Consider the following 25202-nt stretch of genomic DNA (forward strand, 5'->3'; position numbering starts at 1 on the left):
GGGAATGCTCCATGGAAGACGTTGAGTTTTCGCCGTTCAGCCTTGCCCATTTTCGTCGTCAGACCCCGCGCCATTTCGACGCTGACCCACTGCTCGAACGCCAGGCAGCCCGCGAGTCGAATGCGCGCTCTTACCCACGGCGCATTCCGCTGGCGCTCAAGCAGGGGCACGGGATCTATGTGCAGGACACCCGTGGGCAACTGTTCATGGACTGCCTGGCCGGTGCCGGCACCCTGGCGCTGGGGCACAACCATCCGTGCACGGTGGCGGCGATGCGCGCCACCCTGGACAGCGGCGTGCCGCTGCACACCCTGGACCTGACCACCCCGGTCAAGGATCTGTTTGTCGAAACCCTGTTCAAGGCCTTGCCGCCCTCTTTCGCCCAGGCGCGGATCCAGTTCTGCGGGCCGACCGGAGCGGACGCCATCGAGGCGGCGATCAAGCTGGCGAAGATCGCTACCGGGCGCAAGGGCGTGTTCTGTTTCTCCGGCGGCTACCACGGCATGACCCACGGCGCCCTGAGCCTGATGGGCAATCTGGGGCCGAAACAACTGCCGGGCTCGCTGATGCCCGATGTGCAGGTATTGCCGTACCCCTATGACTATCGCTGCCCGTTTTCGATTGGCGGCGAGGCGGGTATCGACGCGGGGCTGAGCTACATCGAGCAACTGCTGAGCGATCCGGAGTCCGGCGTGCCGCTGCCGGCGGCGGTGGTGGTGGAGGTGGTGCAGGGCGAGGGCGGGGTGATCCCGGCGCCAACCCGCTGGCTGCAGGGGCTACGCAAACTGACCCAGGCCCACGGCGTGGTGCTGATCGTCGACGAAGTGCAGAGCGGTATCGGCCGCACCGGGCGGATGTTCGCCTTCGAGCACGCCGACATCACGCCGGACGTGGTGGTGATTTCCAAGGCCGTCGGCGGCGGCCTGCCGCTGGCGGTGGTGGTCTATCAGCCAGAACTGGATCTGTGGAAGCCCGGTTCACACGCCGGAACCTTCCGCGGCAACCAACTGGCAATGGCCGCCGGCACAGCAGCCCTGAACTTCATCGAGGAGCAGGGGCTGGTGGCCAACGCCGAGCGCATGGGCGACTACCTGATGACCCGTCTGCGCCAGTTGCAGCGGGATTTCCCGTGCATCGGCGATGTGCGTGGGCGCGGCCTGATGGTCGGGATCGAGATCGTTTCCACGGCTGCCGGCCAGGGCCGGGTGCCGGCAGGCGACGGCGTGCTGGCCAAGGCGATTCAGCACAATTGCCTACGCGAAGGCGTGATTCTCGAACTGGGCGGGCGACATGGCGCCGTGGTTCGGTTTTTGCCGCCGTTGACCATTGGTGTCGCGCAGGTGGATACGCTGGTGGAGAAGCTGCAGTTGGCTTTGATGGCCAGTCTTGCTGCGACGACGGAGTGAGGGGGGCAGTCCTTTGTGAGGGTGGGCAGGGCAGCCAGTAGGTTGTCCTGTTCCACAATAAGGTTTTCTTAGCTTTTTCTGGGACTGCAATCCACTCAAAACAAGCTTTATCCAAACAACACAATGGGCATTCTTAATATAATCGCGCCGCCCCCCTGACCTTTTTTCGAATCACTGGTCGCGATACTTCTCCAGACATCATCGCCACTGAAGAACTCAAGATGCAGTCGCTGTTTCGAATGCTTAATTGCAATCTTCAGCGGCCAGCCTCCTCAAATCCTCCCCTTGCATTCTTTGCACTTGAATAGGGCCTTTGAAATCAATCAAGTCAAGATACATTGGTTTTTTGCCTGGCCCGTTGAGAAAAACCATAAAGCCGACTTTATTTTGAAAGTCATAACACCCTGAGGGTCCTCTTATTATTTTTTTCGGCATAGCGTTTTCCAAATCACTCAAAGACGAATATCTATCGTAGATTTTTACACCTCCTATTTCCCCCAGCAAGTAGTCACGTGAATAGCCGTCGCTTGATATATCTTGGGTATCGAACGAAAAAATTGTCTCTTGCCATTTATTGGAAAAATCTTGCGCAACATCTTCGTATTCTGCGCCAGGCTCTATACGCAATCCACATACGCCTGCAGAAACTCGTGCGCCGTTCGACGAATTGCGTGCATCGGCGTAGGCACAGTCTATGTACAACCTGGCACCATCAACAGTTAACGTATAGTAAAAATCATCCCGACCACTGACTTGCAATGCCGGCAAATCATTTATTGTTATTAGAGTCCGATAGACCCCCTCTTTACTCCCCGTTAAGCCATGATAGGTTTTTTTGTGCTCGCCACTAACAACGGTGATGTCGCCCGATACTTTGTCTTCATTCAGTTCAACTGCCATTGGCCCAGTGCATAAAAATGGGCTACACAAAGATAAAAAGATAATTAGCTTTTTAAACATATCAAAAGCCCTCTGACAGCGTGGACGTTTCTTTCAGGATGCGTTCGAATCGCTCTGCATATGAGGCAATCAATTCTGCCTTGTCAGAGCCATTTATTATTTTTCTCGCCGACTTGTAGTCAACGCCATTAGGGTTGAAGTAATGATTGAGTTTCTTGCCTGTAAATAGACCATTGGTCATACCCACAATCATTATGGGTACAGGGTATTCAAATTTTGATACTTAGTCGGGGCTGGAAACAAAATCAAAAAATAATAGCTCGGAAAATTTCGATAGTTGTTCTTCCACGTCAAATGCACACAGTCTCGTCCTCGATACTTATATCCATCGCCTGCTTGAGTGTTCCCTTGGCGCCGGGCTCGTTCTCTATGCTCATAACTACTCGCAAGAACAGAGTCGTAAGTGACTGCCCCAATGACTTACGTCGACCGAGCTTGCCATTCAACCTCATACGCACTGCATCACAAAAACTCCTCAAACGCCAAACCCTCAGCATCCCAAAGCATCTCCAGCATCGCATTTCAAGTAAGGTATTAGGTTCTGAAGAGAGTTTATGTGTACATTTATACACGCAACACTTATATCAACAGCCTCAGCCGAATTAGAAACTGTAACCCCTGAAGTATTAGTCATCCCAAAGGACTCCTCCCCATTATAGTTAGCATAAAGACTGTAAGTGTACGCCCCTCTAGAAAAACTGACTCGTTTATAATCCGTCATGGAACGGAAGTAATGATTGTATCGAAAATCCTTGAAAGAAAAGCTAGACTGAGGGTAAGCCAATTCGATAACCCCACGCCTCCAGAACCGATATTGGACACCAGCAAGTTCACCTCTCAGATAACTTGGGCATAGCGCTATAGCGCCACCTCGGGCCACGTCACAATGAAACAGAGGACGTTCGCCTTCACAAATATTTTCTTGTTTTGCCAGAATCTGGTTCGTCCAGAATAGAGAAATAACGCAGACTGATATCCTCACAGAAAAACTACTTTTGTTTGAGCGCATTGTAATTATCCCTCATTTTTATATCATAACCTTGCTGTTCCAGGCCGTTATATCTCAAGGCAAACTTTAACCAGTCTTTTTTAACAATTGCAGAGGACAAGGAAGGATCACTTTTTATGAAGCTAACGAAACCTTTGAGATGGTTTTTCTCGGAGCGACTATGGTCACGCACAAAATCTTCAACTGTTCGATACCCAGCACGCTCATGATTGCTCCCCATAATCTGAAAACGCCCCCAAGAGGTAGATTTCAGAGCAGCGTCCGGGCTCAGTTTATATGCCCTAACAAGTTTCTCGTATTGTGCGGAATATGATCCGTAACCACCTGAGCTTCTGTCTGACAAATCAGATTGGGATGCATCAAAACGCCCTCCCGTTAGACGATGAAAATAGTGACGCTCGTATAAAATAGCTACAACCTGATCATCTCCCGATTTCGAAAAATAACTTCCTGATGATCCAGTCTCTGTAATAGCAACCGCTTTTATCGCTTCAACCTCACAACCCAGTTCGGCTGCCGCCGCGATATAATCACTTTCCTCAATCATTGAACCATCATATAAATCCAAAAATTCAAGTGATACTTTCACACGATCTACAAGAATTTCTGGATACTGCTTTGTATTCTTGAAGAGTCCCACCAACCCCACCGGATGAAAATGATAAGGCCTCCCCCAACTCGGCAACCCCACCTTCTCCGCCACTTCACTCCACCACCCAAGCTGCTCGATCCGCTGTTTCTCCGCCACCCAGTTCAACTCCGGCGTCGACCCGCAGTGCCCCAGCAGTTCATCCAGCCCATCCCACTTCTCCTTGGTGTAAAACCACTCGCTTTCCTTGCGCAGGACCATCTGTGAAATGGCTTGTGCATGGGCCGGTAGTTGCAGGGCGGTTTGCAGTTCGTCGGCGGTGATGTGGCCGTCGCGGTTGCGGTCGATGATGTCGTACAGGCGTTGTTTCATCGGGCTGGCGATGTCTTTGTCGGCCAGGGGTTTGAAGCGTTGGCATTGTGCGTCGGTAAAGTCGCCGATGATGGTGAGAAACGAGGCGGTGTTGTGGCGCGGGGGGCTGTAGTCGAAGAGCACGTCGTAGCCTTCCCAGGCCCAGGGGCTGACGGTCGGGGTGATGCCGATTTCTTCGCAGACCCAGCCGTTCAGCAGGTTTTGCTCGGCGTCGTGCAGCAGACCATCGAGGCGGTACCAGTGGCGGTCGTTGTGGCCATCGCGCCCGGGCACCTGGATTTTGTGCTCGGCGGAGAGTCCGTCCAACAGGCTTCTGGGGATCAGCAAGTCGGCGTCGCTGAGCGGGCTGGTTTCGCTCCAGGTTCTGAGCAGGGGCCCGGTGACATTGTGCCGATGCGGCACCACGGCGGTGCCTTTGGGCAGTTTCAGCCAGGTTTTTTCTTTGGCGGGCAAGCGCTGGGCCCAGGCACGGCTGGCTTCGAAGTACAGGTCGATGTCATCGCCACTGAAGACCTCAAGGTGCAGTCGCTGTTCCGGGCGCTCACTGTGGCCGTCCTGATAGTCGCCGATATGGCCGATCAGGGCGCCGGCCTTGATCGGTACCGGTTGCTCCAGCACGACGATTTGATCGACCGTTTGCGGCGCGAGCTCGCTTTCCAGGTCGGCGAAGTACAGGTACTGATTGATCCGCTCCAGCTTGCGGAAATCGCCTTCGCCACTGACGGTAAGCACCGTACCGGTGGGCAATTCCAGCAGGATGTCGCTGAGAATGTTCGGCTCGGCGCGCACATTGACCCGCTCTCTCGACGAGACGATGCGGTACTCGCCATCAGCCTCAGGGCGCAGCAGGCTGGCGGCAATATAGCCTCGCAGTGCGCCGTCGGCGTCGAGCAATGCGCTCGGGCCGAGACGATTTTCCAGCTTGCGGTAATACCCTCTGCCGCTGACCACCACTTCGGTGCCACGCGGCAACAGGTCGATGACCTTGCCCTGATAGTCGGCGTTGCGCAGATTCAGGCCGACCTCTTCGGGGTGGCCGGGGCGACCATCGTTGGCCGTCTGCTTGACGCGAAAGGTCGGACTTTGCGGCCAGAAGGGAGGACGCGCTTGTGTAGGATTGTCCTGATACACCGCCCAATCCTGCAGGTGCATATAGAAGCTGTAGAAGGTCAGGCTCGGCGGCACATCCGGGCTGCCGTGGATGTGCGGCGCCTGCAAGTGGTGGCGCACCAGCACGAAATTTCGCGAGAAAGGCAGGTCGAGGGTTATGCCTTCGACGAAATAGCGGGTAGTCGGCGAACGGGTGTCGACGCGATAGGCCACCACTTCACCGTCCGCCAGACAGTGCACGCTGGACTGATCCAGGGTGCCGGCGGTGCCGCCATCGAAATGCACGCCGCCATGGAACATGCCGCTGCGCCCGAGCGGGTAGTAACCGGCGGCGGCCTTGGCCATGTGGGTCAGTTGCTGCAGCGGGTCACGGCTGTCCTTGAATGGGTGACTCCAGTTTTTCAGCGGGGTCAGCTTGGGCGTTTCGGGCAGTTTTGGGTTGAGGCCGTTATCGCGGATGGGCAGAACTCGCGGCGCTGGCCGACTCCTGGGCGCGTCTTTGCGCACATCGGGAAGGCCGAAAAAGAAAGAAAGCCAACTGGCCATGTTGAGTGTCGCTCCTTGTTTTGCGAAGAATCAGGCAGGTAAATCAGAAGGTTCAGGGCTTCTGATTTGTGCTTGTTCAAGGGAGCAAGGAGAACTTTTCCTATCCTCGTTCAAGCGCTGGACAGCTTTCACGAAGGCAACTACGGATGGAATCAGATGATTCCGAGCCGGACGTAGGAAGGGTCTGAGTATCGACGAACGCCTTCCTGCTGATTCTCACCCTGATTGCACATCACCCTCCAACACCTACGCTTACCCCTTGCTGCGTTTCAGTCACCCACAGGGGGCATCACCCATGCGCTCAAACAGGCAAAACCGCTTCACCTCTTCAGCCTTCGCCGCTGCCTTGTGCCTCACCCCCAACGCCCAGGCCGAAGACTCGGCAGAACTGGCGAAAAAAGCCCTGAACCCGGTGGCGGCGATGTACAGCCTGCCGGTGCAGTACAACTGGGATCAGAAGATGGGGCCGAGTGGCGAGGGCATGCACAGCGTGGCCAATATCCAGCCGGTGCTGCCGTTTGCCCTGAATGATGAGTGGAACCTGATTTCGCGGACGATCCTGCCGATCATTGATCAACATGGCCTGGTGGACGGTGGCGGGGCGGACAAGTCCGGGGTGGGGGATATCACCCAGAGTTTTTTCTTTTCGCCGAAGCAGCCCACGGCCAGTGGCTGGATCCTCGGTGCCGGTCCGGCGATTCTGATTCCCACCGGCAGTGATGAATTGCTTGGCAGCGAGCAGTGGGGCATGGGGCCGACGGTGGTGGCGTTGCAACAGGCCAATGGCTGGACCCACGGCGTACTCGCCAACCATATCTGGGGCCTGGACGGCAGCCCGCCGGATGACAAGCAGAAGATCAATCAGACGTTCCTGCAACCGTTCCTGTCCTTTACCACCAGCACTCTGACCACCTACGGGGTGAACACTGAATCCACCTACGACTGGCAGTCGCGGGAGTGGGCTGTGCCGGTCAATTTGACGGTGACCCAGTTGCTGAAAATCAGCGGACAGCCGCTGACGGTGCAGGCCGGGCCGCGGTATTGGCTCGACAGCCCGGAAGATGGGCCGCAGGGGTGGGGCTTTCGTTTTGCCGTGACCTTGTTGTTTCCAAGGTGAGGAGAGGGCCGCCATCTGTGCGGGCCAGAAAGGCCAGCCCCGGCAGGGTTTCGCGGCAGATCACACGCTATGCAGGCACCCTGAATCCCCTGTGGGAGCGAGCCTGCTCGCGAAAGGGCCAGCACCCTCAAAATAGATGTTGAATGTGCCGCCGCCATCGCGAGCAGGCTCGCTCCCACAGTTGAGTTCAGGCAACGGCAAATTCTGTGACTGAGCATTTTGCTGGTGTCTAGTGAAGGGCCGAGCGGCGAGGGGAGAGGCGGTCCATCGACTGCTATCGATGGACCGTATTGCGGGGATTGGAAATCCGCCTCCGTTGAAGGAGGCGGGGTCGGTTGCTATTGGACCACCAGCGGCGCGGTGCGCACGGTGCCCAGGGACGAGCGCAGGGTGACGGTCGGGTTGGTGGCGCTCGGCACGATGGTCGTGGTGGTCGCCGTCAAGCGCCAGCGGCCAGTGACCGGGACGGTCGCGGTGCCCAGGGTGACCAGGCCACTGGCAGTACTGACCTGCACAGTGATGGTGTTGCCGACCACTGCCGAGGACGTCCCGGAGATGTCCCAGGTGAAGCGGTTGTTGGAACGTGACCGGGCCTCGGCGGTGGTCAGGACCAGGGTCTCCTGGGTGGCCAACGGAGTGACCTGCACGGTGACCGTGGCCGGTGTCGACAGTGCCCCCAGCGAATCCCTCACCTGATAGGTAAAGGTGGTGGTAAAGGCACTGGTGAGCGGCTGCGGTGCGGTGTAGTTCACCACGGTGCCGTTGGTGGTCACGCTGCCCCTGCCGGCTGCCGGCTGGCTCAGGATGATCACGGTCAGCGGGTTGTTGCCTTCTGGGTCGGCGTCGTTGGCCAGGACGTTGATGGTCGCGGTCCCACCTTGGCTGGCGGCGGTGTCGTTGTTGGCCACCGGTGCCTGGTTCGGACTGACGCTGACCGTGACCTGGGCCGGTTCCGAGGCCAGTCCTTTGCTGTCCCGGGCGATATAGGAGAAGGTCGCGGTCACCGGCACGTTGGTGGTCGGTGGGGTGTAGGTCAGGCTGGTGGTGCCGTTAAGTGCCACCGTGCCTTGCCCTGTACCCGGCTGCGTGACGCTGCCAATGGTCAGCGGGGTGTCTTCGTCGGGATCGCTGTCGTTGGCCAGGACATTGACCGTAATCGGTACGCCCGAACTGGTGCTGGCGTTATCGGCCACCGCCAGTGGCTTGCCGTTCTCGCCAGGTGCATCGGCGATACCACCGACCACCACCGGTTCGCTGTCCACGCCGCCGGCAGCTGACTTGACCGTCACGCTTTCCGGTGGCTGCGGCACATCGTTGATCACCAGATTGCCGTTGCCCGGCAGCGGACCGTAACCCTGGGCAATCAGGTCAGGTTTGAGCACCTGATCGCTGGAGGTGGCGCTGATGGTCAGGCGGTGGTTAGCCGGATCGTATTGCGCGGCACTGATTTTCACCACATCGATCGGGGTCCGTGAAACCGCCGTGGCTTTGGTGGTTCCGCCCGTTTCGCTGGCGGTCAACACCACCACTGAAGGCGGGGCGGCCGGTGTGACGAAGCGGGTGTAGAAGTAGCCATTGTTGTCCGTGGCCAGGTTTGCACCGGCGATGCACGGCCCACCCGGGGTGCCCACCAGGGTCAGAGTGGTGCGGTAGCAGACCGCCGACGCCGCCGGGCTGGTGACATGGGTACTGTCGTTGGTGCGGTGCGAGTCGGCGAACACCTCGACCTGCGAGCCGCTGGCGTCACGCTGGTAGGTGACGCGTTCGACCTCGATCGGGGTCTGGGTGCGGTCGTCGTAAAGCTTGCCGGAGATCGCCAGCAGGTTGGTGCGCAGGGTGCCCGCCGGACCGGAAATCTCCAGGTAGTTCTGCGGGTTGCCCTGGGCATCGAGCACCGGACTGCCGCGCACCGTATCGGTGATGTTCGGGTCGCCGATGAACTTGTCCTGCACCCCGGTTTCCGGGTTGGGCTCGGTGAAGTAGCGGGCGATTTCCGCGCCGGCTGCGTTGGTCATTATGTTGGGCGCGGTGGCGCTGTAGAGGAACGGGCCGAGGGCGCCCTGCAAGGCACCGGAGTAATTGAGCGTGGCGATACCGACGTCGCTGGTATCGTTGATCGCCCGCCGTCCAACGTCAGCGGCAGCCACCACATACGTTTTGGTGCCATAGGGGTGGCGCACGGTGTACATGCCGGCGGTAGGGACGGCGGCCCGGATCCTGATCCGGGCGAAGTTGTGCTGTTCGCCATCGACGATCTCGCCTTCGCCGGCGACCGCTTCCAGGGCTGCCACATATTGCTCGATGCCGTAGGTACGATCACCGACGCTGCCGTCAGCGGTGAACCAGAAGCTTTCGCCTGGCCAGTTGTTCGGGAAGATGATCGGCTCTGCGGGATTGAACGTGCCTTCCGGAGGAATGGTGCACATGTAGCCCGGGGCAGCTGGGGTGCCCGGTGCCCGCGAACTGACGGTTTTCGCCAGGCACAGCTCGAGTTTGACGTTGCTGAAGTCCTGATACCACATCGGGAATCGACCGGTGGCAAGGGTGTAGGGCCCCGGGTCGAAACTCTGCAGGGCGGCACTGGCACTGCCGGCCATGGCGATGGACAGGCTCAGTGTGTTGAAGATGAAACGTGGCCACGTGTTCATGAAACCTCCTGGCGCTCTATTCGAATTCGAAAGGGTCATGGGACGATGACCACTTCTTCTGTATCGCTACCGCCGTTCGCCGAAGTCACCCGAATGGTCGCCGGCGGAACGGTGCCGCCGGGCGGTGACAGGGTCTTGTCGGCGGCGCCGGCGAGTTCACCGATCAGCGCACCACTCCTGCCGGCATAGGCTTTCAGGACGGGTGGGGTGAGGCGGTCACTGGTCGAGGCGTCGATGGTCAACAGACCACTGCCGCGGCTGTACTGGGCGCGGGTGATGGTGACCAGGTCGGTCAACGGCACGGGCACGGTGGTGGGCGGGAGGGCGGTGGGGATTGCCAGGTGGTTGTCGGCAGTCACTTGCAGGGTGGCCGGTACCGTCGGGTTGACGGCCGACTGGCCAAACCAGCTGCCGGTGGTATTGGCCTCGGTCATGGTCACGGCCGTGCCTGCGCTGTCGAGGAAGGTCACCGTGCCAGGTGGCGGCGGCGCCAGGGTGAACACGTCCTGGTGCGCGACCACACCAGTCGGTGTATTGCCCCGCGAGTAGCTGGCGCGTTTGACCAGGGCCGGAGCCGGCAGATCGACGGCGCTGAGCTTGCCGGAAACGGCGAACACATCGCTGCGGATATCGATGCCGTTCGGGCCCTGGATCCGCAGGAAGTTGGTATTGAACGGGCTGCCGGTGACTTGCTCTTCGACGTTCGGGTCGCCGACAAATTTTTCCTGCTGGCCGGTATCCGGGTTGGTCTCGGTGTAGGGGCCGTTGACGCTGCGCAGGAACGGGCCGATGTCGCCTTTCAGCGCGCCGGTGTAGTCGCCGGATGGGCCGATGCCGATGTCGCGGGTCATGTTGATCGCGCGGGTGCCGCCGGTGTCGGCGAACTCTTCGGGGGTGACGTTGAACACGTCGACGCCATAGGGGTGGGTGACGGTGTAGACGCCGGCAACCGGCACATCCACGCGAATCCGAATCCGCGCAAAACTCTGCTGGTTGCCATCGGCGACTTCGCCGTTGAACGCGGCTTCGATGGCCGCGCCGTAGCCCAGGTCGATGCCTCGGGCGGCGTCGGTGATCGAACCGTCGGCGGCGAACCAGAAGGTTTCATCGGGGAAGTTGGTTGGAAACACAACCGCCTGGGTGTCATCGAACTGGCCCGGTGCCGGGTTGAGGATGCACATGTACGAAGGCACGCCGGGCGCCCCGGCGACTCGCGAGCTGACCGCTTTGCTCAGGCACAGGTCCAGGGTCCGGCCATGGGTGTCCTGGTACCACGCGGCATAACCGGTCTTGTTGCCGCTTTCGAGAGGATAGGGACGCGCACCGGGAACTCCCGGGTCTACGGCGTAGAGTGCGGCCTGTGTCGTCCCGCTGCTGAGTGACGCAAGCAGGATCGAACTTGCCAGTAGGGTCAATCTGTTGTGCATGATGCAGTCCTCTCGAAATGGCGCTGGCTGAGGTACAGCTCGGTCGAAGGGTGTCGAATCGGCTTGAGCAACGATCGTGCCGATTTGCTTGGAAGGACCACAAAGCGGGTGATTCGAGCGGGTGCAGCTGACCAGGCGGTATAAAGAGAGGAGGGCGTTGACGGCATGCCGCAGGTCACGGCGTGAGGTTCTATAAGGGGTGCGCGCGGAAACCCGGGCCGTGGAAAAGTGAAGTTGTGTCCAAATATGACGATTAAGTTGCCAATGCACCCTTGGAGCAGGCAAAAAAGTGGGTGCAGGGGCAAGTGCCCCATTGCTGGGGAAAATTTCCTCCGCAGTGGGGACGCTTTTTCATGCCAGAAGTGGGGGACGTCGGACAAATAGCTGCCCATGCTCGGGAGTGGCTGCCAACTCGTTGAATCAAAACCGATTTTTTTTGTGGCGCAGATTTTGCCAAGCCAAGTCAGACATTGGATCCACTGACTGGGAGGCCTGCCGACATGATCTGCGCCCAACTGCACACTGGAATTGAACTCGAACGTATCCGCACCTGGTTGCGAAAACCCCAAGGCCTGGCGGTCCTTGCCGGCGTGTGGTTGGCCGGGGGTGAATTCGCCGAAGCCGCGGTGCAGTGCCAGCGCACTCTGGTCGCCAATGTCGTGGCCATGGACCAGCCGCTGATGTTCAACCGGCTCGGCGCGCACAACCCCAACGGCATGATGTACGCCCTGCGCGCCGACGTGGTCGACAGCAACGGTCTGCTGATCACCCAGGGCGGCAGCGCCACCCCCGGTCAAGTCACCCTGCGCCCGGACAAGCGTCCGCGCCCCTTGGTGCTGCGGGTCGCCGCCGGTGATTGCCTGACGGTCAACCTGCAAAACCTGCTGGGGTTCCAGGCCAACCCTAATGGCCAGGGCAACGACCACGAGAACCCGGCCCTCGGCGAGTTGCACGTCGATGCCCAAGTCGCTGATCGGCATGTCGGTTTCCAGGTCAACGGCCTGCAGGCGTTCGGTTCGATCAACGATATTTCCGCCAACAGCGGGCGCAACGACAACACCCTGCTGTCCCCCGGACAAAGCCGCAGCTACACCCTGTACGCCGAACGCGAAGGCACCTTTGTTGCCACCAGCTACGGCGCCACCTTCGGCAGCGAGGGCTCTTCGGGCAACGTCGGCAACGGCCTGTTCGGCCAGGTGGTGGTGCTGCCCAAAGGCGGTCGCGCCTATCACAACACGGTCACCGAAGAAGACCTGCGCCTGGCCACCCGCGGGCGCACGCCGGCGGGGCAGCCGGTGATCGACTACCAGGCGCGCTACCCGGTGCAGCAACCCTGGATTGCCGAAGGCAAGGCCGGCAAACCGATCCTGAGCATGGTCGATGGCAACGAGATCATCGCCAGTAATGCCGACGCCATCGTCATGGGACCGAACGCCGATGGCAGCTTCCCACCGACCACCTATCCCCTGGAAAGCCAGGGCCGACGCAACCCCAGCCTGCCCAATCGGCTGGAACCGTTCCGCGATTTCGCGGCGGTGTTCCATGATCAGTCGGCGGTGATCCAGGCGTTCCCCGGGTTTTGGGGCGACCCGGTGTTCGGCCAGATGCTCGACCCGGCGCGCGACGCCTTCATGGTCAACTACGGTTCCGGCGGCATGGGTGCCGAGGTCATCGCCAATCGCGTGGGGGTCGGGCCGATGCATGACTGCCTGTCCTGCGCCTACGAAGAATTCTTCCTCAGTGCCCACGCCACCGGCGATATCGCCATGCAGGTCGATGTCCCGGCCAACACTGGCCTGGAAACCCTTGCGCCGAGCCAGACACCGCCGGCCGACAGTGTCGGGATCAAGGCGAGCATGGCGCTGTACCCGGCCGAGCCGTCCAACGTCGCCCACAGTTACCTCGGCGATGCGGTGAAATTTCGCAATATCAGCGTCGGCTACGAGCAGCACGTGTTCCATCTGCACGGCCATCAATGGTTGTTCAACCCCAACGATGACAACTCCGACTACATGGACGCCCAGGGCGTCGGCCCGGGTTCGGGATACACCTACGAGATCGCCCACGGCGGCTCCGGCAACCGCAATCGGGTGGTCGGCGATGCGATCTATCACTGCCATTTCTACCCGCATTTCGCCCAGGGCATGTGGGCCATGTGGCGCATCCACGATGTGTTTGAAGAAGGCACGCGGCTGGCGGTGACCCAGGACGGCATCAACGACTACCACGCCGAGCCGTTCGCCTTGCGCAGCGGCCTGCCAGCCACGGGTGCGCGGGCCCTGCCCGATGGCGAAATCGTCGCCGGTACGCCGATTCCGGCGGTCGTGCCGTTGCCGGGCAAAGCCTTGCCGCCGATGCCGGGTAAAGTGGTGGTGATTCCGAAAATCAGTGGCGAAACCCAAGTCGCCGAGCACGAGGCGGGCGACGATGACTCGCCTCACGGTGGACCGAAAGTGGTCGGCTCGCTGGCCCTGGTCGACCGCAGCGAAGCCAACCGCAACGCCGATGGCAGCTTGAAAAACCCTGGCTATCCGTTCTGGATCGGCGGCCTCGAAAGCACCGTCGGCCAACGCCCGCCGACTCCACCGCTGGACATGCTCGACGCACCTACCGCCACCGCCCTGCGCGACAGCGGCAAGGCCTTATGGTCGGCGCTCGATCCGGCCCAGGCCGGTGGTTGGGACGGCGGTCTGGCACGGCATGGCCTGGATGGCTGGGCGGCGGGCGGTGAGGCGCAAGTGAGCACTACTTCGCTGGACATGAGCAAGTCGCTGGAGCGGGCCAAGCCGGTGTATTTCCCGGAGGAGGGCACCGAGGTCGAACAGGCGGCCATGGCCTTCCACGCCAAGCCGTCCCACCCCAGCTTCGCCGTGCTGCCCAGCGGTGAACTGCAGCCGCGCAACTTTCTCACCAACGGTGCGCCGCCGGTGGCTGGTGCGCCGTTCTTCGAGCCGTGCATGGACGACCGGCAAAAGCGCCTGCTGCGCAGCGCCGGTGCCGGCATGTTCAACAGTGGCGAGCGTCTCGACGCCCAGTCATTCAGCGGCGCCTCGCCGTTCAGTGCCGATCACCCGCGCGTTTACAAGGGCGCGAATATCCAGTTCGACGCGGTGTTCAACAAGGTCGGCTACCACTTCCCGCAAACCCGCATCCTGACCCTGTGGGAGGACGCCTGGCCGGTGATCACCAAGCAGCGTCCGCCGGAGCCTCTGGTGATGCGCATGAACACCTTCGACTGCACCCTATACCAGCACACCAACCTGGTGCCGTCGGTGTATGAGCTGGACGATTTCCAGGTGCGCACGCCCACCGATGTCATCGGCCAGCACATCCATCTGCCCAAGTGGGACCTGACCGCCGCCGACGGCTCGGCCAACGGCTGGAACTACGAGGACGGGGTGCTTTCGCCGTCCACTGTGATCGAGCGCATCCACGCCATTCGCCGCTTCAACAATTGCCAGGCCGGCGATCCACGCGAAGGTTCCGGCGATTGCCCGGTGGCCAAGCAGCACCCGTTCTTCGGCCAGTTCAACCGCGCCGACTGGCTCGGCGCGCGGACCATGTTGCAACGCTGGTTCGCCGACCCGGTGCTCAACGTCCACAACATCGATCGCGGCCTGGGCAACATCTTCACCCATGACCACCTCGGCCCATCGACCCATCAGCAAGTGGGCATGTACGCCACGGTGCTGGCCGAACCGGCGGGCTCCAAGTGGTACCACGCCGAGACCGGTGAGTCCCTGTACAACGGCGGCGGGCGCCAGGACGGCGGTCCGACGTCGTGGCAGGCGGTGATCGAAACCGGCGACCTCGACGGCGACAGCAAGAACGACAGCTTCCGCGAGTTCTTCCTCGAGTTCAGCGACTTCCAGCACGCCTATGAAGCCGGCGTGTATGTCGGCGCCGGCCCCGATGGCATCCCCAATGCGGGCGCTTTCCCGGCTACCGCCGACAGCTTCCGCTACGCGATCAACCCGCCGGGGCGCAAGGCGGCGGCCAATCGGCTGGACTCGGTGCTGGAAGTGGCCAGCGGGCAATTGCTGACCTGCCCGACGCGGCCCTGCCCGCAGGCGATCTCGGCCTCCGATCCGGGGATCTTCGTCGTCAACTATCGCCACGAACCGCTGGGGCTGCGCATCTACGACCCGAACAAGATCGCGCCGGATGGCAAGCCCGGGATGCAGGCCGATGGCTTGGCCGGTGACCTGGCCTACGCCCTGCAAAGCCGCACCGACCGGGCGATCCCGGCGCTCAACCTGGCGCCCAGTGCGATCCGCTCGGCGACCGGGCCGACTGGCGGGGTCACGCTGATGCCGGCGCACATCAATCGCGGCGACATGCCGGGCGATCCGTTCACCCCGACCTTGCGCACCTACACCGGTGACAACGTACGCCTGCGGGTGAATGCCGGTGGCCATGAAGAGGAGCACAACGTGACGATGCACGGGGTCAAGTGGCTGCATTCCGGCAGCGGCTTTGGCAACAGTTCCAACACCGGCTGGAAGGCTTCGCAGATGATCGCGATTTCCGAGCAGTTCGGCTTCATGGCGCCGGTGGCGATGATGTCCAGCGCCGCCAGCGACACCGGCGACTACCTGTATTCCATGGATGCGTCCCTGGAGGGTTACTGGAGCGGCCTGTGGGGCATCATGCGCAACTACTCGCAGAGCCGCAGTGACCTGTTCCCGCTGCCTAACAACCCGCGGCCGGTGACCGCGCGCAACACCGCCAACTTCAATGGCGTGTGCCCGCGCGTCGGACCCAATCCCAACGGCATTGGTACCCGGCCAACGGTGCAGCGCAACTATGAAGTGGTTGCGGCGCTGGCCAACGACATCCTCGCCAACCCGCTGGGTCTGACCATTGGCGATGCCGCAGGCGAGGGCCAGCATGTCGGCGGTCCGCTCAATCCGCTGGGCGGCACCCTGGTCTACAACCCAAGGCCGGTGACGGTGCCGCAGGTAACCGTCTTCGATCCCGAGGATGGCGAGACCTTCACCATTGGCGGGCAGTCCGGGCCGCTGCATGACCCGACCGCGATCCTCTATGTGCGCAAGGCCGACCTCGACCCAGTCAGCGGCAAACTCAAGCCCGGGGTGCCGATCGAGCCGCTGGTGCTGCGCGCCGCTGCCGGCGATTGCATCAACATCACCCTGGAAAACCGTCTGCCGCTGGTGATGCCGGACCTGGTCAACAACGCGGTGATGCAAGGCACGGTCAAGCGTGATCGTTCCGGCGCGCAGGGTTCGAGCACTTTCAACAACAACCTGATGCGGCCTTCCAGCCACGTTGGCCTGCATGCGCAGTTGCTGACCTACGACGTCAGCAAGTCCGATGGCTTCAACGTCGGCGGCAACCCGGTGCAAACCGTGGCGCCACGGGTCGGCAGCAGCGGGGCCTGGCCGAGCCGCACCTACCAGTACTACGCCGGACACCTGGAGCGCGCCGGTCAACCGGTGGCCTCGCAACTGGGGCGCAACGTCGACGTAATCCAGGCCACGCCCATCGAGTTCGGCGGCCTCAACCTGATGCCGGCCGACCCGATCAAGCAACCGCAGAAAGGCCTGGTGGCGGCCATGACCATCACCCCGCCGGGCTCGACCTGGCAGGAGGACGCCGCGTCCCGGGCCTCGGCCACGGTGCAGGCGCCCGGTGGCACTCCGTATCGCGATTTCGCGATGGTCTGGCAAAAGTCGCTGAACATGCGCTGGGCCAACGGCTTGCCGGTGGAGAACATGGCGTCGGAGGGGCCGGGCGTGCCCAACGACCCCAAAGACAACTCGGACATGGCCATCAACTACAAGAGCGAGCCGCTGTGGTACCGCTTCGCCCGCGCCCCGGACGCACCCTTTGGCCAGGCCGGCGGCAATGGTCTGGGCGCGGTGCCCGATGCACACCGGGCCTACAGCAACAGCCTGGTGGGTGGCGACCCGGTGACCCCGATCCTGCGGGTCAAACCCGGCCAGCCATTCCGCACCCACATACTGATGCCCTCGGGCGGCAGCCGTGGCGCGACGTTCCAGCTCGACGGCCACATCTGGGCGTTCAACCCGTTCCAGGCCGAACGGGTCGACCTTTGGGGCTATCCGATGAAAGACGCCGGCATCGGCTCGGTGCGCTTCGGCTACAACCCCATGGCCATGTACATCGGCGCCCAGGAAAGCGTACTCCCCGCTGCCCACTTCAGCTTCATGTTCCCCAGCGCCGGCGGCGCCAACGCGGTGGCAGGGGATTACCTGTACCGGGATTATGCGGCGTTCGGCAATTTGGGCGGGATGTGGGGGTTGTTGCGGGTGAGTGATGAGCCGCTGCCGGGGGTGGCCCAATAGCGAGTGGAGACAAAACAGCCTGGAGGCGAAAGTCCCCAGGCTGCTTTTCTCTTAAGGAGAACACAATTACGGAAGCGGATTACAGCATCCAAAGAAACGTCTGATTTATTTCCAATCTGCGCCTCCTCTAGCGTGCGTCCTTTCGAAAAAAACGATAAGGACATACGTCGAATGGAGCGCTTTCACATCATGGTCGGTGACAAAACCACCGCCGAAGGCACTGTTACAACCGGCAACCCCCGCTGCACCATCAACGGCCAGCCCATGGCGTGTGAAGGCGATGAAGTCTGGTGCCCCAAGTGCGAAAGCACCGGCTACATCGCCATCGACGGTCCACACCTGATCGATACCATTGACGGCCGCCATGCCGCACTGGGTGACGACCTCTGCCGCTGTAACTGCGATCCCTCACCACGACTGGTTTCCAGCCAGACCATCCGCAGTCAAAGCTTTGAAGGCACCGTCGCACTGCCGCGCAATCACCCGGCCTACGCCGAACCGCCCTTGCCTGATGCACCCGCACCCTCAGCATTCACCCAGGCCTCGCAGCCCGCCCCGGCGGTGTTTTCAACCCCGCAGACCCAAGGTTGCGAGCACGCCTGGCGCGCCTACCAGAAAATGGCCGAAGCCATAGTCGCCCCCGGCGGCACCTTGATCGCCGACCCCAAGGCCCGCAACCGCGCAATCAACGCCGCCTACGCCCGCTTATGGCTGGAGGACCCGCGCTTGCAATGGGCCGGCCTCGCGGCCTTCGCCTCGAAACAGGTCGGCTGCGGCCTGCTGCATGCCGCCGGCTCCATCGACAAGATCGAGACCGAACAGCAAACCTTTGCTGAGCGTAAGGACAGCGCCAGGCGGGGGTTCTTCGGCCTGTTCGGCGGTGGTGCACGGGAGCGTGAAAGGAAATTGCAAGAGTTTGAACAGGCCCGCCGCGAGCACGAGCAGGCCAGCCGAGACAACCCGTTGCCGGGGATTGATTGGCGTCGTGAAGGGGAGTCGCTGTCGTCGGTGCAGCAGTTGTACAGGCACGTGTACGACATGCTTGCGATGGGCAATACCACGCTGTTTTTGGATGTGTATCCGTTGCATGTGTTTTATATGCAGCAGGGGTTTGGGGCGTTGGAGTCGTGTTTGAGGGTGCGGCAGGATATTTATCACGATGGCGCGGGTTCGGTGTTGTGGCCGGTGGAGCAGGAGACACTTAAGTTCGGTGGTAACTATGTTGAAATCCTGAACGCTTTCAGGGCTGTGGAGATGGGCAGGATTGCGGAAAGTGTTGTGCATCTGGCTTGGCACGAGCAGCAAAACATTCTACAGCCATCGATGTACAGCGATTCATTGTTGGTTGCTTTGCTTCGCGGCAATCACTTGGCGTACGTGACCAACTTGTTGCCTGGTGCTGCTCAGCCAATCGAATTGACCCTCGCCAGTCAGTGTGTCGCCGTCGATGACGGGCGCACCATTGACTTCGGCAATAATCCACTGGCCGACCTTTCCGATATCAACCAACGCATGCCCTTTGTGCTTAGAGCAGCGGCCCAATTTCATCAACTCCTGCATTCTGGTGATTACTACAAAATCGAGCGGGCGATCAGGGATATTGCCGCTGGAGAGGGAGTGCGATGAACTATTTGCGCCCCAGAGGCAAGTGGCGCTTCGTATGGGGACTGGTCATGCTCGGACTATTGGTCTGGGCCATCGAAGCACAGTCGGAAAAGGAAATCGCGCTGGTGATTGGTGAGCCTTGGGAAGACATGCGTCAACGATCCAGTGCAAGCATCGGCCCCGCAATTGCCGGAAGTTTTTGGGGACGCTCGCCTGACTCGGACGCCCGGTTGCGCTTCACAGACCCGCGGTATGGGTTTGTGACGCCCGTGGCACGTTATCTTGCAGTCACGTTTACCAGCGCTGGCTCAGTCGGTAGCGTCCGCATGTCCCCGCAAATCGAGCCGCTGTTGCTCGACGACATCCTCAAAGTCGCGCTCGATCTTCAGGAGCAGTGGCGCCAAGGCGGCTGGGTTCCCACGCTGCCCAATGAATCCCCACCCATCGCCGACACTGCACAATGGCGTGCCAAACTGCGTGATGTGAGGAGAGGGGGCACTACGTACTGGCAAGCCGGTGATCAGTACCAGATCATGATGATGGTGCATCGATTCAAGGACGATAGGCATCCCACGCAAGAGCGGTACTTGATCACCTTGAGTATTGGTGAACCATGGGTGAAACCTTGAGCCTGGCAGGACCCGTAGGCCCGAAACGGTGGGCCTGGGGCTTGGTATTGCTCGGGCTGTTGGTCTGGTGGATCGAAGCACAATCGGAAAAAGAAATCGCTTTGGTGATTGGCGAGCCTTACGAGGACATGCGCCAGCGTTCCAGTGCATCCATTGCTTCTGCTATCCCCGCAGAGGTGTCATTCAACATCCCGAAGTCTGATGCCAGACTGCGCTTCGTCGATCCGAAGTTTGGCTTTGTGACCCCTGCAGCACGTTTTTTCGCGATCTTCTACCGGGATGATCGAATTGGTAGCGTCCGCATGTCCCCCCAAATCGAACCACTGCTGCTCGACGACATTTTCAAAGTCGTGCTGGATTTGCAGGATCAATGGCGCAACGCCGGTTGGGTACTCACTCGCCCCGATCAATATCCTGCGCTCGCCGACACGCCACAATCGCGTGCCAAATTCAGCGGGCCCAGGCCCATGGGGACGACCTATTGGCAGGCCGGTGATCTTTACCAGGTGATGATGTCGGTGCGTCGATTCAAGGATGACAAGCGGCCTACGGAGGATCGTTACCTGATTACCTTGAGCATTGCCGAACCCTGGATGAAGCCGTGAGGTTTCGTCGCCCTGTGAACGGGCATCGGTGGGCCTGTGGCTTGGTATTGCTCGGGCTGTTGGTCTGGTGGATCGACGCACAGTCGGAAAAGGAAATCGCTTTGGTGATTGGCGAGCCTTATGAGGACATGCGCCAGCGTTCCAGTGCATCCATTGCTTCTGCTATCCCCGCAGAGGTGTCATTCAACATCCCGAAGTCTGATGCCAGACTGCGCTTCGTCGATCCGAAGTTTGGCTTTGTGACCCCTGCAGCACGTTTTTTCGCGATCTTCTACCGGGATGATCGAATTGGTAGCGTCCGCATGTCCCCTCAAATCGAGCCGCTGTTGCTCGACGACATCCTCAAAGTCGCGCTCGATCTTCAGGAGCAGTGGCGCCAAGGCGGCTGGGTTCCCACGCTGCCCAATGAATTCCCGCCGATCGCCGACACGCCGCAATGGCGTGTCAACCTGCGTGATGTGAGGCGAGGCGGCACCACTTATTGGCAGGCAGGTGATCAGTATCAGGTGATGATGGTGGTGCATCGATTCAAGGACTATAGGCATCCCACGCAAGAACGGTACTTGATCACCTTGGGTATTGGTAAACCATGGGTGAAACCTTGAGCCGGCCAGGGGTCGTAGGCTGGAAACGGAGTGCTTGGGGACTATTCGTTCTCGGGCTGTTGGTCTGGGCCATCGAAGCGCAATCGGAAAAAGAAATCGCGCTGGTGATTGGCGAGCCTTGGGAAGACATGCGCCAACGCTCGAGCGCATCGATTGGTCCAACCATTCCTGGGTATATCTCGTTCAGCATTCCTAAATCGGATGCCCGATTGCGCTTGATTCACCCGCAGTATGGGTTTACCACGCCGTTGGCGCGCTTCTTCACCGTGAGTTTTGGCCGAGATGAGCTGGTTGATGGCGTCCGCATGTCCCCCCAAATCGAGCCACTGTTGCTCGACGACATTTTCAAAGTCGTGCTGGATTTGCAGGATCAATGGCGCAACGCCGGTTGGGTACTCACTCGCCCCGATCAATATCCTGCGCTCGCCGACACGCCACAATCGCGTGCCAAATTCAGCGGGCCCAGGCCCATGGGGACGACCTATTGGCAGGCCGGTGATCTTTACCAGGTGATGATGTCGGTGCGTCGATTCAAGGATGACAAGCGGCCTACGGAGGATCGTTACCTGATTACCTTGAGCATTGCCGAACCCTGGATGAAGCCGTGAGGTTTCGTCGCCCTGTGAACGGGCATCGGTGGGCCTGGGGCTTGGTATTGCTCGGGCTGTTGGTCTGGTGGATCGACGCACAGTCGGAAAGGGAAATCGCGCTGGTGATTGGCGAGCCTTGGGAAGATATGCGCCAACGCTCGAGCGCATCCATTGGTCCAACCATTCCTGGGCATATTTCGTTCAGCATTCCTAAATCGGATGCCCGATTGCGATTCGTTCATGAAAAATATGGGTTCACCACGCCATCGGCACGTTTTTTTACCGTGGGTTTTAGCCGTGATGAGTTGGTCGGCAGTATTCGTATGTCCCCGCAAATCGAGCCGCTGTTGCTCGACGACATCCTCAAAGTCGCGCTCGATCTTCAGGAACAGTGGCGCCAAGGCGGCTGGGTTCCCACGCTGCCCAATGAATCCCCACCCATCGCCGACACTGCACAATGGCGTGCCAAACTGCGTGATGTGAGGAGAGGGGGCACTACGTACTGGCAAGCCGGTGATCAGTACCAGATCATGATGATGGTGCATCGATTCAAGGACTATAGGCATCCCACGCAAGAGCGGTACTTGATCACCTTGAGTATTGGTGAACCATGGGTGAAACCTTGAGCCTGGCAGGACCCGTAGGCCCGAAACGGTGGGCCTGGGGCTTGGCATTTCTCGGGCTGTTGGTCTGGTGGATCGAAGAACAGTCGGAAAAGGAAATCGCGCTGCTAATTGATGAGCCCTGGGAGGACATGCGCCACCGATCCAGTGCGTCTATCGGTCCCGCTATCGCTGGACACGTTTGGTTCAATGTCCCCGCTACGGATGCCCGTTTACGCTTCGTTCATCCGCAGTATGGGTTTACCACGCCACTGGCGCGCTATTTCACCGTTAGCTTTAGCCGTGATGAGTTGGTGCATGGCGTCCGCATGTCTCCACAAGTGGAACCGCTGTTGCAGGATGACACGCTCAAAGTTGCGCTCGACTTGCAGGACCAATGGCGGCAAAGCGGCTGGGTGCCCACACTGCCTCATCAGTTCCCCCCGATTGCCGACACACCGCAATTACGTGTTGATTTGCGCGAGGAAAGCAGAGTCGTAAAAACCTATTGGCAGGCCGGTGATCTGTATCAGGTGAGGTTGGAGATTAATCGGTTCGAGGACTATAAGCGCCCCTCAGAGGAGCGATATCTGATCTTGCTGGACATTGCCAAACCATGGGTGAAACCTTGAGCCTGGCAGGACCCGTAGGCCCGAAACGGTGGGCCTGGGGCTTGATATTGCTCGGGCTGTTGGTCTGGTGGATCGACGCACAGTCGGAAAGGGAAATCGCGCTGGTGATTGGCGAGCCTTACGAGGACATGCGCCAGCGTTCCAGTGCACCCATTGCTTCTGCTATCCCGGCAGAGGTGTCATTCAACATTCCGAAGTCTGATGCCAGACTGCGCTTCGTCGATCCGAAGTTTGGCTTTGTGACCCCCGCAGCACGTTTTTTCGCGATCTTCTACCGGGATGACAAAATAAACAGCGTCCGTATGTCTCCACAAGTCGAACCTCTTTTACTCGATGAAATTCTCAAAGTCGCCCTCGATTTACAGGATCAATGGCGCCAAGGCGGCTGGGTGCCCACACTGCCTCATCAGTTCCCCCCGATTGCCGACACTCCGCAAGTGCGTACTGATTTACGTGAGGAAAGCAGAGTCGTAAAAACCTATTGGCAGGCCGGTGATCTGTATCAGGTGAGGTTGGAGATCAATCGATTCGAGGACTATAAACGCCCCTCTGAGGAGCGCTATCTGATCTCGCTGGGTATTGCCCAACCTTGGGTGAAACCTTGAGCCTGGTAGGATCCGTAGGCCCGAAACGGTGGGCCTGGGGCTTGGCATTTCTCGGGGTGTTGGTCTGGTGGATCGAAGCACAATCGGAAAAAGAAATCGCGCTGGTGATTGGTGAGCCTTGGGAGGATATGCGTCAACGATCCAGTGCGAGCATCGGCCCCGCAATTGCCGGGAGTTTTTGGGGACGCTCGCCTGACTCGGACGCCCGGTTGCGCTTCACAGACCCGCGGTATGGGTTTGTGACGCCCGTGGCACGTTATCTTGCAGTCACGTTTACCAGCGCTGGCTCAGTCGGTAGCGTCCGCATGTCCCCGCAAATCGAGCCGCTGTTGCTCGACGACATCCTCAAAGTCGCGCTCGATCTTCAGGAGCAGTGGCGCCAAGGCGGCTGGGTTCCCACGCTGCCCAATGAATCCCCACCCATCGCCGACACTGCACAATGGCGTGCCAAACTGCGTGATGTGAGGAGAGGGGGCACTACGTACTGGCAAGCCGGTGATCAGTACCAGATCATGATGATGGTGCATCGATTCAAGGACGATAGGCATCCCACGCAAGAGCGGTACTTGATCACCTTGAGTATTGGTGAACCATGGGTGAAACCTTGAGCCTGGCAGGACCCGTAGGCCCGAAACGGTGGGCCTGGGGCTTGGTATTGCTCGGGCTGTTGGTCTGGTGGATCGAAGCACAATCGGAAAAAGAAATCGCTTTGGTGATTGGCGAGCCTTACGAGGACATGCGCCAGCGTTCCAGTGCATCCATTGCTTCTGCTATCCCCGCAGAGGTGTCATTCAACATCCCGAAGTCTGATGCCAGACTGCGCTTCGTCGATCCGAAGTTTGGCTTTGTGACCCCTACAGCACGTTTTTTCGCGATCTTCTACCGGGATGATCGAATTGGTAGCGTCCGCATGTCCCCCCAAATCGAGCCACTGTTGCTCGACGACATTTTCAAAGTCGTACTCGATTTGCAGGAACAATGGCGCAACGCCGGTTGGGTACTCACTCGCCCCGATCAATATCCTGCGCTCGCCGACACGCCACAATCGCGTGCCAAATTCAGCGGGCCCAGGCCCATCGGTACGACCTATTGGCAGGCCGATGATCTTTATCAGGTGATGATGTCGGTGCGTCGATTCAAGGATGACAAGCGGCCTACGGAGGATCGCTACCTGATTACCTTGAGCATTGCCAAACCCTGGATGAAACGCTGACCGTCTCGCCCCCCGCTGGCAGGGAGCGGGGGGGCAGTCCTATGTCGAACGAACCGCCGACGCCAAACCCACCAGCCGCCTCACCCCCTCACTCACCTGCGCCTCGCTCGCCACCGCGCTGTACCAATGCGCCTGCCCGAACAACAGCCCAATCACCGCATTAGCCATTCCGCCCTCGGCGTCGCCAATGATCCCCCGCAGCAGCGCCGCATACTGCTCCTTCAAACCGACAATGCGCCGCTTCTGCCCCTCGTCCAGATTGGCAAATTCACGGCAGATCAAGCTCAACGGGTGCGGTTGCTCGGCATGAAATTCCATGAACCCGCGCACGAACAATTCCAGGCGTTTGCCAGGGCTGCGTGCGCCTTTCAAGCGTTGGCTGGTGTGCTGCACAAGGTCGCTCAAACCGCTCTCGATCAGCTCGAAGAGCAACGCCTGTTTGTTGTCGATGTGGTGGTACAGCGAGCCGGGTTGCAGGCCGAGGTGGCTGGCCAGGTCGCGCAGGCCGATGGCTTGGTAGCCGTGCTCGGCGAACAGTTCGGCGGCGGCCTCGAGCAGGCGTTCGCGGGGGCTGGGCAGGGCGGTGGCGAGGTTTGTGGCCAT

Annotated in this window: 19 protein-coding genes; 13 read left to right on the forward strand and 6 right to left on the reverse strand. The window is 60.1% G+C overall.

Features of this window, described 5'->3' with window-relative positions:
- The first annotated feature begins 11 nt into the window (after positions 1-11).
- Positions 12-1406 (forward strand): diaminobutyrate--2-oxoglutarate transaminase, encoded by a 1395-nt coding sequence (locus tag KW062_RS12965; RefSeq protein WP_105755300.1) that lies wholly within the window; start codon positions 12-14, stop codon positions 1404-1406.
- A gap of 243 nt (positions 1407-1649) precedes the next feature.
- Here the strand turns inward: KW062_RS12965 and KW062_RS12970 are convergent, their stop codons facing one another.
- The 3 genes from KW062_RS12970 to KW062_RS12980 all read right to left on the reverse strand — a co-directional run bounded on the left by KW062_RS12970 (position 1650) and on the right by KW062_RS12980 (position 5992).
- On the reverse strand, positions 1650-2306 hold the full coding sequence (locus tag KW062_RS12970) for a hypothetical protein (protein ID WP_146118237.1): 657 nt from the start codon (positions 2304-2306) through the stop codon (positions 1650-1652).
- Between the two features lie 61 nt (positions 2307-2367).
- Positions 2368-2547 (reverse strand): hypothetical protein, encoded by a 180-nt coding sequence (locus KW062_RS12975; RefSeq protein WP_105755298.1) that lies wholly within the window; start codon positions 2545-2547, stop codon positions 2368-2370.
- Positions 2548-3355: 808 nt separating this feature from the next.
- Complete coding sequence (locus KW062_RS12980; RefSeq protein WP_218277060.1) at positions 3356-5992, reverse strand: N-acetylmuramidase domain-containing protein; 2637 nt, start codon at positions 5990-5992, stop codon at positions 3356-3358.
- A gap of 295 nt (positions 5993-6287) precedes the next feature.
- On the opposite strand from KW062_RS12980, the gene KW062_RS12985 reads away from it, so the two are divergent.
- Positions 6288-7109 carry a hypothetical protein gene (locus KW062_RS12985; RefSeq protein ID WP_027618453.1) on the forward strand — a complete coding sequence of 274 codons (822 nt, stop codon included), beginning with the start codon at positions 6288-6290 and terminating at the stop codon, positions 7107-7109.
- A 338-nt stretch (positions 7110-7447) separates the two neighbouring features.
- Here the strand turns inward: KW062_RS12985 and KW062_RS12990 are convergent, their stop codons facing one another.
- Together KW062_RS12990 and KW062_RS12995 are read right to left on the reverse strand one after the other, a co-directional pair.
- Complete coding sequence (locus KW062_RS12990; protein ID WP_105755296.1) at positions 7448-9757, reverse strand: Ig-like domain-containing protein; 2310 nt, start codon at positions 9755-9757, stop codon at positions 7448-7450.
- A 35-nt stretch (positions 9758-9792) separates the two neighbouring features.
- Positions 9793-11184: a hypothetical protein gene (locus KW062_RS12995; RefSeq protein WP_105755295.1), complete on the reverse strand. Its 1392-nt coding sequence runs from the start codon at positions 11182-11184 to the stop codon at positions 9793-9795.
- Positions 11185-11684: 500 nt separating this feature from the next.
- On the opposite strand from KW062_RS12995, the gene mnxG reads away from it, so the two are divergent.
- From mnxG to KW062_RS13050, 11 genes are all read left to right on the forward strand, one after another.
- The gene (gene mnxG, locus KW062_RS13000) at positions 11685-17513 is read left to right on the forward strand and encodes a manganese-oxidizing multicopper oxidase MnxG (RefSeq protein ID WP_256351015.1); all 5829 of its coding nucleotides are present in this window, start codon (positions 11685-11687) and stop codon (positions 17511-17513) included.
- 171 nt (positions 17514-17684) lie between these two features.
- The gene (locus KW062_RS13005; RefSeq protein ID WP_218277059.1) at positions 17685-19139 is read left to right on the forward strand and encodes a PAAR domain-containing protein; all 1455 of its coding nucleotides are present in this window, start codon (positions 17685-17687) and stop codon (positions 19137-19139) included.
- On the forward strand, positions 19136-19747 hold the full coding sequence (locus tag KW062_RS13010; RefSeq protein WP_105755294.1) for a hypothetical protein: 612 nt from the start codon (positions 19136-19138) through the stop codon (positions 19745-19747). Before KW062_RS13005 ends, KW062_RS13010 begins: the two co-directional genes overlap by 4 nt.
- Positions 19744-20352 (forward strand): hypothetical protein, encoded by a 609-nt coding sequence (locus KW062_RS13015; protein ID WP_218424862.1) that lies wholly within the window; start codon positions 19744-19746, stop codon positions 20350-20352. Before KW062_RS13010 ends, KW062_RS13015 begins: the two co-directional genes overlap by 4 nt.
- Positions 20353-20393: 41 nt before the next feature.
- Positions 20394-20957 carry a hypothetical protein gene (locus KW062_RS13020; protein ID WP_256351122.1) on the forward strand — a complete coding sequence of 188 codons (564 nt, stop codon included), beginning with the start codon at positions 20394-20396 and terminating at the stop codon, positions 20955-20957.
- Positions 20942-21565, forward strand: coding sequence for a hypothetical protein (locus KW062_RS13025; protein WP_218424843.1), 624 nt, complete (start codon positions 20942-20944; stop codon positions 21563-21565). Before KW062_RS13020 ends, KW062_RS13025 begins: the two co-directional genes overlap by 16 nt.
- 41 nt (positions 21566-21606) lie before the next feature.
- The gene (locus tag KW062_RS13030; RefSeq protein ID WP_256351123.1) at positions 21607-22173 is read left to right on the forward strand and encodes a hypothetical protein; all 567 of its coding nucleotides are present in this window, start codon (positions 21607-21609) and stop codon (positions 22171-22173) included.
- Positions 22170-22781 (forward strand): hypothetical protein, encoded by a 612-nt coding sequence (locus tag KW062_RS13035; RefSeq protein WP_371321453.1) that lies wholly within the window; start codon positions 22170-22172, stop codon positions 22779-22781. Before KW062_RS13030 ends, KW062_RS13035 begins: the two co-directional genes overlap by 4 nt.
- The gene (locus tag KW062_RS13040; RefSeq protein WP_105756138.1) at positions 22778-23386 is read left to right on the forward strand and encodes a hypothetical protein; all 609 of its coding nucleotides are present in this window, start codon (positions 22778-22780) and stop codon (positions 23384-23386) included. Before KW062_RS13035 ends, KW062_RS13040 begins: the two co-directional genes overlap by 4 nt.
- Positions 23383-23994 (forward strand): hypothetical protein, encoded by a 612-nt coding sequence (locus KW062_RS13045; RefSeq protein WP_371321435.1) that lies wholly within the window; start codon positions 23383-23385, stop codon positions 23992-23994. The genes KW062_RS13040 and KW062_RS13045 overlap by 4 nt, the downstream gene beginning before the upstream one ends.
- Positions 23991-24599 carry a hypothetical protein gene (locus KW062_RS13050; RefSeq protein WP_105755323.1) on the forward strand — a complete coding sequence of 203 codons (609 nt, stop codon included), beginning with the start codon at positions 23991-23993 and terminating at the stop codon, positions 24597-24599. The genes KW062_RS13045 and KW062_RS13050 overlap by 4 nt, the downstream gene beginning before the upstream one ends.
- A gap of 39 nt (positions 24600-24638) precedes the next feature.
- Here the strand turns inward: KW062_RS13050 and KW062_RS13055 are convergent, their stop codons facing one another.
- Positions 24639-25202: a TetR/AcrR family transcriptional regulator gene (locus tag KW062_RS13055; RefSeq protein ID WP_105755293.1), complete on the reverse strand. Its 564-nt coding sequence runs from the start codon at positions 25200-25202 to the stop codon at positions 24639-24641.

Origin of the sequence: Pseudomonas fluorescens (assembly GCF_019212185.1) — a bacterium.
Taxonomy (GTDB): domain Bacteria; phylum Pseudomonadota; class Gammaproteobacteria; order Pseudomonadales; family Pseudomonadaceae; genus Aquipseudomonas.

Excerpts from the sequence above, each read along its gene's own strand:
- KW062_RS12965 (WP_105755300.1), top strand. The coding sequence starts at position 12 with ATGGAAGACGTTGAGTTTTCGCCGTTCAGCCTTGCCCATTTTCGTCGT.
- KW062_RS12970 (WP_146118237.1), bottom strand. The coding sequence starts at position 2,306 with ATGGCAGTTGAACTGAATGAAGACAAAGTATCGGGCGACATCACCGTT.
- KW062_RS12975 (WP_105755298.1), bottom strand. The coding sequence starts at position 2,547 with ATGACCAATGGTCTATTTACAGGCAAGAAACTCAATCATTACTTCAAC.
- KW062_RS12980 (WP_218277060.1), bottom strand. The coding sequence starts at position 5,992 with ATGGCCAGTTGGCTTTCTTTCTTTTTCGGCCTTCCCGATGTGCGCAAA.
- KW062_RS12985 (WP_027618453.1), top strand. The coding sequence starts at position 6,288 with ATGCGCTCAAACAGGCAAAACCGCTTCACCTCTTCAGCCTTCGCCGCT.
- KW062_RS12990 (WP_105755296.1), bottom strand. The coding sequence starts at position 9,757 with ATGAACACGTGGCCACGTTTCATCTTCAACACACTGAGCCTGTCCATC.
- KW062_RS12995 (WP_105755295.1), bottom strand. The coding sequence starts at position 11,184 with ATGCACAACAGATTGACCCTACTGGCAAGTTCGATCCTGCTTGCGTCA.
- mnxG (WP_256351015.1), top strand. The coding sequence starts at position 11,685 with ATGATCTGCGCCCAACTGCACACTGGAATTGAACTCGAACGTATCCGC.
- KW062_RS13005 (WP_218277059.1), top strand. The coding sequence starts at position 17,685 with ATGGAGCGCTTTCACATCATGGTCGGTGACAAAACCACCGCCGAAGGC.
- KW062_RS13010 (WP_105755294.1), top strand. The coding sequence starts at position 19,136 with ATGAACTATTTGCGCCCCAGAGGCAAGTGGCGCTTCGTATGGGGACTG.
- KW062_RS13025 (WP_218424843.1), top strand. The coding sequence starts at position 20,942 with ATGGGTGAAACCTTGAGCCGGCCAGGGGTCGTAGGCTGGAAACGGAGT.
- KW062_RS13055 (WP_105755293.1), bottom strand. The coding sequence starts at position 25,202 with ATGGCCACAAACCTCGCCACCGCCCTGCCCAGCCCCCGCGAACGCCTG.